Origin of the sequence: Streptomyces sp. NPDC051172 (genome assembly GCF_040682555.1) — a bacterium.
Classification (GTDB): Bacteria; Actinomycetota; Actinomycetes; order Streptomycetales; family Streptomycetaceae; genus Streptomyces.
Genome location: NZ_JBFBBE010000065.1, coordinates 47,803 through 54,544, shown reverse-complemented (window position 1 = coordinate 54,544; position 6,742 = coordinate 47,803). Strand labels below are relative to the sequence as shown.

Annotated in this window: 8 protein-coding genes; 4 read left to right on the top strand and 4 right to left on the bottom strand. The window is 68.9% G+C overall.

Annotation, left to right across the window (positions count from 1 at the left end):
• Positions 1–133 precede the first annotated feature (133 nt).
• The 4 genes from AB0N07_RS31895 to AB0N07_RS31880 form a co-directional block, all read right to left on the bottom strand.
• Positions 134–403, bottom strand: coding sequence for a hypothetical protein (locus AB0N07_RS31895; RefSeq protein ID WP_365840988.1), 270 nt, complete (start codon positions 401–403; stop codon positions 134–136).
• Positions 404–595: 192 nt separating this feature from the next.
• Entirely contained in the window at positions 596–823 is a 228-nt protein-coding gene (locus AB0N07_RS31890) for a DUF3107 domain-containing protein (protein WP_030929216.1), read from the bottom strand.
• A gap of 152 nt (positions 824–975) precedes the next feature.
• A complete protein-coding gene (locus AB0N07_RS31885) occupies positions 976–1,620 on the bottom strand; it encodes a TetR/AcrR family transcriptional regulator (RefSeq protein ID WP_365840985.1) in 645 nt (214 codons plus the stop codon).
• A gap of 205 nt (positions 1,621–1,825) precedes the next feature.
• Entirely contained in the window at positions 1,826–2,050 is a 225-nt protein-coding gene (locus AB0N07_RS31880) for a hypothetical protein (protein ID WP_365840983.1), read from the bottom strand.
• 164 nt (positions 2,051–2,214) lie between these two features.
• On the opposite strand from AB0N07_RS31880, the gene AB0N07_RS31875 reads away from it, so the two are divergent.
• The 4 genes from AB0N07_RS31875 to AB0N07_RS31860 all read left to right on the top strand — a co-directional run bounded on the left by AB0N07_RS31875 (position 2,215) and on the right by AB0N07_RS31860 (position 6,740).
• Positions 2,215–3,276 (top strand): alpha/beta hydrolase, encoded by a 1,062-nt coding sequence (locus AB0N07_RS31875; protein ID WP_365840981.1) that lies wholly within the window; start codon positions 2,215–2,217, stop codon positions 3,274–3,276.
• Between the two features lie 182 nt (positions 3,277–3,458).
• Positions 3,459–4,682 carry a DUF3152 domain-containing protein gene (locus AB0N07_RS31870; protein WP_365840992.1) on the top strand — a complete coding sequence of 408 codons (1,224 nt, stop codon included), beginning with the start codon at positions 3,459–3,461 and terminating at the stop codon, positions 4,680–4,682.
• A gap of 56 nt (positions 4,683–4,738) precedes the next feature.
• Positions 4,739–4,831: an Ms4533A family Cys-rich leader peptide gene (locus AB0N07_RS31865; protein ID WP_365840979.1), complete on the top strand. Its 93-nt coding sequence runs from the start codon at positions 4,739–4,741 to the stop codon at positions 4,829–4,831.
• Positions 4,832–5,015: 184 nt separating this feature from the next.
• A complete protein-coding gene (locus tag AB0N07_RS31860) occupies positions 5,016–6,740 on the top strand; it encodes an ABC transporter substrate-binding protein (RefSeq protein ID WP_365840977.1) in 1,725 nt (574 codons plus the stop codon).
• Positions 6,741–6,742 lie beyond the last annotated feature (2 nt).

Genomic DNA, 6,742 nt, shown 5'->3' with positions numbered 1-6,742 from the left:
ACCGAAGAACAGCACCGCTGTCACCAGCACAGCCATGATCCGAAACAGAACACAGCTCACGTGGCGAAGCGAGACCTCAAGACCGGCTCACTAGCTCTCGCTTCTCTGGTCGTCCTGGTCGTCCCGGCCCGGGTCACGCCGTTGCTGATCGCCGGCGGAGTCTCCCGGCCGGGCGCACCAGCAGGGAGAGCGAGGCCGCGGAGACGATCGCCGCGCCGAGCAGGATCAGCAGGAAGCTGCCGGGGTCCAGCGCGCTGTGGGTGACGAAGGCGCCGAAGAGGGCTCCGGCGACACCGGTCGCGAGCACCAGCGAACGGGTGGGCAGACGGTCGGGCAGACGGTGGATCGCCGCCCCTGCCAGCACGAGACCGAGAAGTGCGGAGCCGAGCGCTTCGAACAACATCCTGGAGTCCCTCCCACACGGCCACACTGCCCATCACGGTCGTAGCCCGTCATACCCGTGACCTGCGGAATGCAATCCTCTCCTGTGCGCGAGTTGTGCTCCACATGTGGAGAAAAAATCTTGGGGGGAAGCGAGTGGGGCCCGGCGACCATCGGTCGCCGGGCCCCACTCCAGTGATGTGCTGTTGTGCGCCTACAGCGCTCCGAAACCCACCTTGCGGGGGGCCGGCTCGCCGAGCTCGACGTAGGCGAGGCGCTCGGCCGGGACGAGGACCTTGCGGCCGTGCTCGTCCACGAGGGTCAGCAGCTGCGACTTCCCGGCCAGTGCCTCGGCCACGACCCGCTCGACCTCCTCGGCACTCTGACCGCTCTCCAGAACGATCTCGCGGGGCGCGTGCTGCACGCCGATCTTGACCTCCACGGCTATGTCCCTCCGACGGTCAGTGAAGTGCGCGACCTTTACGCGCCGTACCCAGCACACATTAGCCCGGTGAGGGGACGTACACCCTCCGCGCCTGCACGCCAGGAGCGAACAGCCGACGGGAACAAACGGCCTGTACGCGCGCGTGCGGGTCAGTGGTGCTGGTCGGTGCCGTGCAGCGGGAAGCCCGCGATACCGCGCCAGGCCAGTGAGGTCAGCAGTTGCACCGCCTGGTCGCGCGGCACGCTGCGGTCGCTGTGCAGCCAGGACCTGGCCACCACCTGGGCGAGGCCGCCGAGACCGGAGGCCAGCAGCATCGCCTCCGCGGGCGAGAGGCCGGTGTCCTCGGCGATCACGTCACGGATCGCCTCCGCGCACTCGTTCGTGACCTTGTCGACGCGCTCGCGCACCGCGGGCTCGTTCGTCAGGTCCGACTCGAAGACCAGGCGGAAGGCGCCACCGTCGTCCTCGACGTACGCGAAGTAGGCGTCCATCGTCGCCCGCACGCGCTGCTTGTTGTCGCTCGTCGAGGCGAGTGCCCCGCGAACCGCCCCGATCAGCGACTCGCAGTGCTGGTCCAGCAGTGCGAGATAGAGGTCGAGCTTGCCCGGGAAGTGCTGGTAGAGCACCGGCTTGCTGACGCCGGCGCGCTCCGCGATGTCGTCCATCGCGGCCGCGTGGTACCCCTGCGCCACAAAGACTTCCTGTGCGGCGCCCAGCAACTGGTTCCGTCGGGCACGGCGCGGCAGGCGTGTGCCCCGCGGGCGTGCCGCCTCTGTCTGCTCGATGGCTGTCACGCCGCCTCCCAAAATCGTCCACATGCGGTGTGCGCCGCGCGGCCATCGTACTTTTCGGTAACCCTGTCGTGCGCGGTGCGAGCGCAGAATTTCACGGACCGGACGGTGGCGAAAGCCGTACAGAGGGTTTCAAAGGCGTCCGAAGCGGGCAACGGGTCACCCCGTTCCAGCTCAGCGCCACCCTCTGTCGCCCGGTAAGCGCTTGTCAGCGGTAGTCGTCCTCGTCGAGGGAGACGACACGGCGCTGTTCGACGAGGTCGGCCTCGTTCGCGCGGGCCGGGTCCACGTCCTCGAGGGGTTCGTCGCGGTCGGGCGCCAGCTGGGCGTGCTGTTCCGCGGCGTCGTTCTCGGGGGCCTCGACGTCGATCTCCTGGGCTTCCTGCGTGTCCTCGTCCTCGAACGTCTCGGGATCGGTGGGGTCTACGGCCATGGCTGGGCTCCCTTCCTACGACTGTCCCTGGAAGAAGCAGGGACCACAGCGGGTGCCCTCTTTACGAGCCTAGGAGACACCCGATCCGGACGCCATGCGCTGTGCATGCGATCTGTGACAGCGAACACATGAGTCACTGCGTGATCGTCTCGTAACATTGCCGCATGTCTTCGACCGAGCTGCCCTCCGTGCCGGCGACCACAGCGCTCCCGAAGGTGGCGCCCGTCAGGGTCGCGGACGGTGAGCGGCTCAGGTCGGTCGGGCTGCCGGGGATCACGCTGTCGGTGCGGTCGAGGCCGCCGGCCCGTGCGGGACTGCCGCCCGCGCTGTACGTCCACGGCCTCGGCGGCTCCTCGCAGAACTGGTCGGCGCTGATGCAGCAGCTGGAGGGTGTCGTCGAAGGCGAGGCGATCGACCTGCCGGGCTTCGGCGACTCCCCGCCGCCGGACGACGGCGACTACTCGGTGACCGGGCACGCGCGCGCGGTCATCCGTTTTCTCGACGCGGCCGGACGCGGGCCCGTGCACCTCTTCGGCAACTCGCTCGGCGGTGCCGTCGCCACCCGCGTCGCGGCGCTGCGGCCCGACCTCGTACGGACGCTCACGCTGGTGTCGCCGGCACTCCCGGAGATCCGCGTCCAGCGGACCGCGGTCCCCACGGCGCTGCTGGCGCTGCCCGGTGTCACCACACTCTTCACACGGTTCACCAAGGAGTGGTCGGCGGAGGAGCGGGTCCGCGGGGTCACACTGCTCTGCTACGGCGACCCCGGGCGGGTGACGCCGGAAGGTTTCCGCAGTGCGGTCGAGGAGATGGAGCGACGCCTCCAACTGCCGTACTTCTGGGACGCTTTGACGCGCTCCGCGCGCGGGGTGGTGAACGCCTACACGCTGGGCGGCCAACACGGTCTGTGGCGCCAGGCCGAGCGCGTCCTCGCCCCGACCCTGCTCGTCTACGGCGGCCGGGACCAGCTCGTCGGCTTCCGCATGGCCCAGCGGGCGGCCCGCGCCTTCCGCGACTCCCGGCTGCTCACCCTGCCGGACGCGGGGCATGTGGCGATGATGGAGTACCCGGACACGGTGGCGCGGGCCTTCTGCGAACTCCTCGGCGAGACGGGAGAGTCGGCCGATGGAGTCCCGTCCGGCGAACCCGCGGTCGCGGTTTCCCCCGACGGAGGTGGTCCGGTCGTCGACGGCGGCGGGGCCGCCGCCGAGAGTGCGGGGAGCTGAGGGCCGACGTGGGACGCCACAGCCGCCGCGGGGACGCCGCCGCGAAGGGTGACGCCGGTGGCATAGGTGCGGGGCAGCCCGGCCTGCCTGCCGCCGGGCCCGGGGCCGCTCCGGGGGTGCAGCAGGGCGGTGTGGGGGGCCGCAAGGTGCCCGGGCCGTGGGAAGGGCAGCAACGGGCTCCGATGTACGGGACGCCGAGGGCGGCGGACGATACGCCCGCGCGCGGGGTGCCGCGGTTTCCCGACGGCACGCCTGCCCATGGGGTGCCGCGGTTTCCCGACGGCACCCCCGCGCACGGCACCCCACAGGTCCGCGGCGGTCACCCCGAGCAGCGTGAAGCAGGTGGCGGGTGGGGTGAGTTGAGGGGGCCGAGTGGCGGTCCAGGTCCCGCTGTCGCCATACCGCGGCAGCGGCAGGCGCCGTCCCGTCGGCCGCGGCAGGACTACCTGGACGCCTTCGACGAGGACGACGACGTCTTCGCGCCCCGTACCGGTGTCTCGGCGCACGCCTCGGACCCGTACGCCTCCGCCACCGACTGGGACCTCCGCACCGGTGTCGGCGTGCCCTCCGAGGTCGACGACGACGCGCCGCCCACCGGTGTGCCCGCTCAGACCAGGGGCAGCAAGGGGCGGACGTTCACCGGTATCGCGGCCGCCGCCGTCACCACAGTGCTGGCCGTCGTCGTCGCCGGCCAGGTCACGAACGGACGCGAGGACACCGGCGCGGGGGCGCAGTCCGCCACCGACCAGGCGCGGGACGCCCGGGACTCGGGGCCTTCGTCGTCCTCGTCGCCCAGCGTGGCGACGCTGACGTACGCCCAGGCGATGGGAGAGAAGTACCCGCTCAGCGCCACGCTCAAGGGGCCGGGGAAGTTCGATGCGGTTCCGGGGTTCGACAAGGCGCCGGGCACGGGGCAGAAGTACACCTACCGCGTCGACGTGGAGCAGGGGCTCGGGCTCGACGGCGCACTCTTCGCCCAGGCCGTGCAGAAGACACTCAACGACGACCGGAGCTGGGCCCACAACGGCGCCCGCACCTTCGAGCGCATCTACACCGGCAAACCCGACTTCGTGATCACGCTCGCCAGCCCCGGGACGACCGCCAAATGGTGCGCGAAGTCCGGGCTCGACACGACCGAGGACAATGTCTCGTGCGACTCCGCCGCCACCGAGCGCGTGATGATCAATGCATACAGATGGGCCCAGGGGTCGACGACATACGGTGATCAAATTCACGCCTACCGGCAGATGTTGATCAATCACGAGGTGGGTCACCGGCTCGGCTACAGCCATGTCACCTGCAGCAAGAACGGCCAGCTCGCGCCGGTCATGCAGCAGCAGACCAAGTTCCTCGACCATGACGGGATCCGGTGTCTGCCCAACCCCTGGCCCTACCCCGGGAGTTGACGGGCGCCTCATATGTCACGTTGACATGCGCAGAAAGTTCATACATATTTCTGGGCATGTCGACCCCCCACGCCTTCGACCGCGCCGCCATCGAGCTGGCGCTCATCGGCGTGACCGCGCTCTGCGTGGCCGACATCCACTGTCGCTGACGCTCGCCCTGAGGCGTTCGCGTCGCGATCTTTTTCTCCCTCCGTGACCCGGTCACGGTTTTCGACGACCTGACGCCCGGGCAGAGGTCTGTTCACTTTCGTCTCACTCCTCGTCCATCCGTCTCACCATTCGGGCTTGTTTCCGGTTCGCCGGCCCGAACCACTCCGAGAGGTCGTCATTCCGATGCGTCAACCGTCCGTCGCAGCGCGCCGCCTGGCCGCCGCATCCGTAGGCCTGCTTCTGGCAGCGGGCGCCGCCGCCTGCGGACCGAAGGACAACGATGCCAAGAGCTCCGGTGGCGACTCCACGCCGCACAAGGGCGGCACCCTGACGGTGCTGGACGCCACTACGGATCCGACGGAGAACTTCGACCCCGCCCGCCTGTACACCTCCGGCGGCGGCAACGTCCCCTCCCTGGTCTTCCGTACGCTCACCACCCGCAACCGCGAGAACGGCGCGGCCGGTGCCAAGGTCGTCCCCGACCTCGCCACCGACACCGGGCGTCCCAACAAGGACGCGACCGTGTGGACGTACACCCTGAAGAAGGGCCTCAAGTACGAGGACGGCACCGCGATCACGTCCGCCGACATCAAGTACGGCATCGAGCGCTCCTTCGCGCCCGAACTGTCCGGCGGCGCCCCCTACTTGAGGGACTGGCTGGTCGGTGCGGCGGACTACCAGGGGCCGTACAAGGACAAGAAGGGCCTGTCGGCGATCGAGACGCCGGATGCCCAAACCATCGTCTTCCATCTGAACAAGCCCGAGGGCGAGTTCCCGTACCTGGCCACGCAGACGCAGTTCACGCCCGTCCCGAAGAGCAAGGACACGGGTACGAAGTACGCGGAGCACCCGGTCTCGTCCGGCCCGTACAAGGTCGTGAAGAACGAGAACAACGGCGAGCACATCCTCCTCGAGCGCAACCCGTACTGGTCGACGGCGACGGACGCCGAGCGCAAGGCCTACCCGGACAAGGTCGACGTGAAGTCGGGTCTGGACTCCTCCGTGATCAACCAGCGGCTGTCGGCGTCCCAGGGTACGGACGCGACCTCTGTCACGGTGGACACCAACCTCGGCCCGGCCGAACTCGCCAAGGTGACGGGCGACAAGGAGCTCGCCTCGCGTGTCGGCACCGGCCACTTCGGCTACACGAACTACATAGCGTTCAACCCGACCGTCAAGCCGTTCGACAACGTCAAGGTGCGGCAGGCGATCTCGTATGCCATTGACCGCTCGTCCGTGATCAATGCTGCGGGTGGATCCGCGCTCGCCGAGCCCGCCACCACCTACCTGCCGAACCAGAAGTCCTTCGGCTACACGCCGTACGACCTCTTCCCGGCGGGGAAGACGGGGAACCCGGCGAAGGCCAAGGAGCTGCTGGCGCAGGCCGGTTACAAGAACGGGCTCACCGTCACGCTGACGCACTCCAACGCCAAGAACTTCGAGACCAGCCCGGAGATCGCGACCGCCGTCCAGGACGCGCTCAAGCAGGCCGGCATCACGGTCAAGCTGCAGGGGCTGGAGGACAACGACTACCGGGACAAGATCCACAACGTGAAGACCGAGCCCGGGTTCTTCCTCGCCCACTGGGGTGCCGACTGGCCCTCCGGCGGTCCCTTCCTGGCTCCGATCTTCGACGGCCGGCAGATCGTGAAGGACGGCGCCAACTTCAACTCGGGCCTGCTCAATGACAAGTCGGTCAATGCCGAGATTGACGCGATCAACAAGTTGACCGATCTTGACGCTGCCGCCAAGAGGTGGGGTGCCCTGGACAAGAAGATCGGCGAGCAGGCGCTGACCGTGCCGCTGTTCCACCCGGTCTACAAGCGCCTGGTCGGCAAGGACATCAGGAACGTCGTGATCAGCGACTGGACCGGTGTGCTGGACATCTCGCAGGTCGCGGTGAAGTAGCG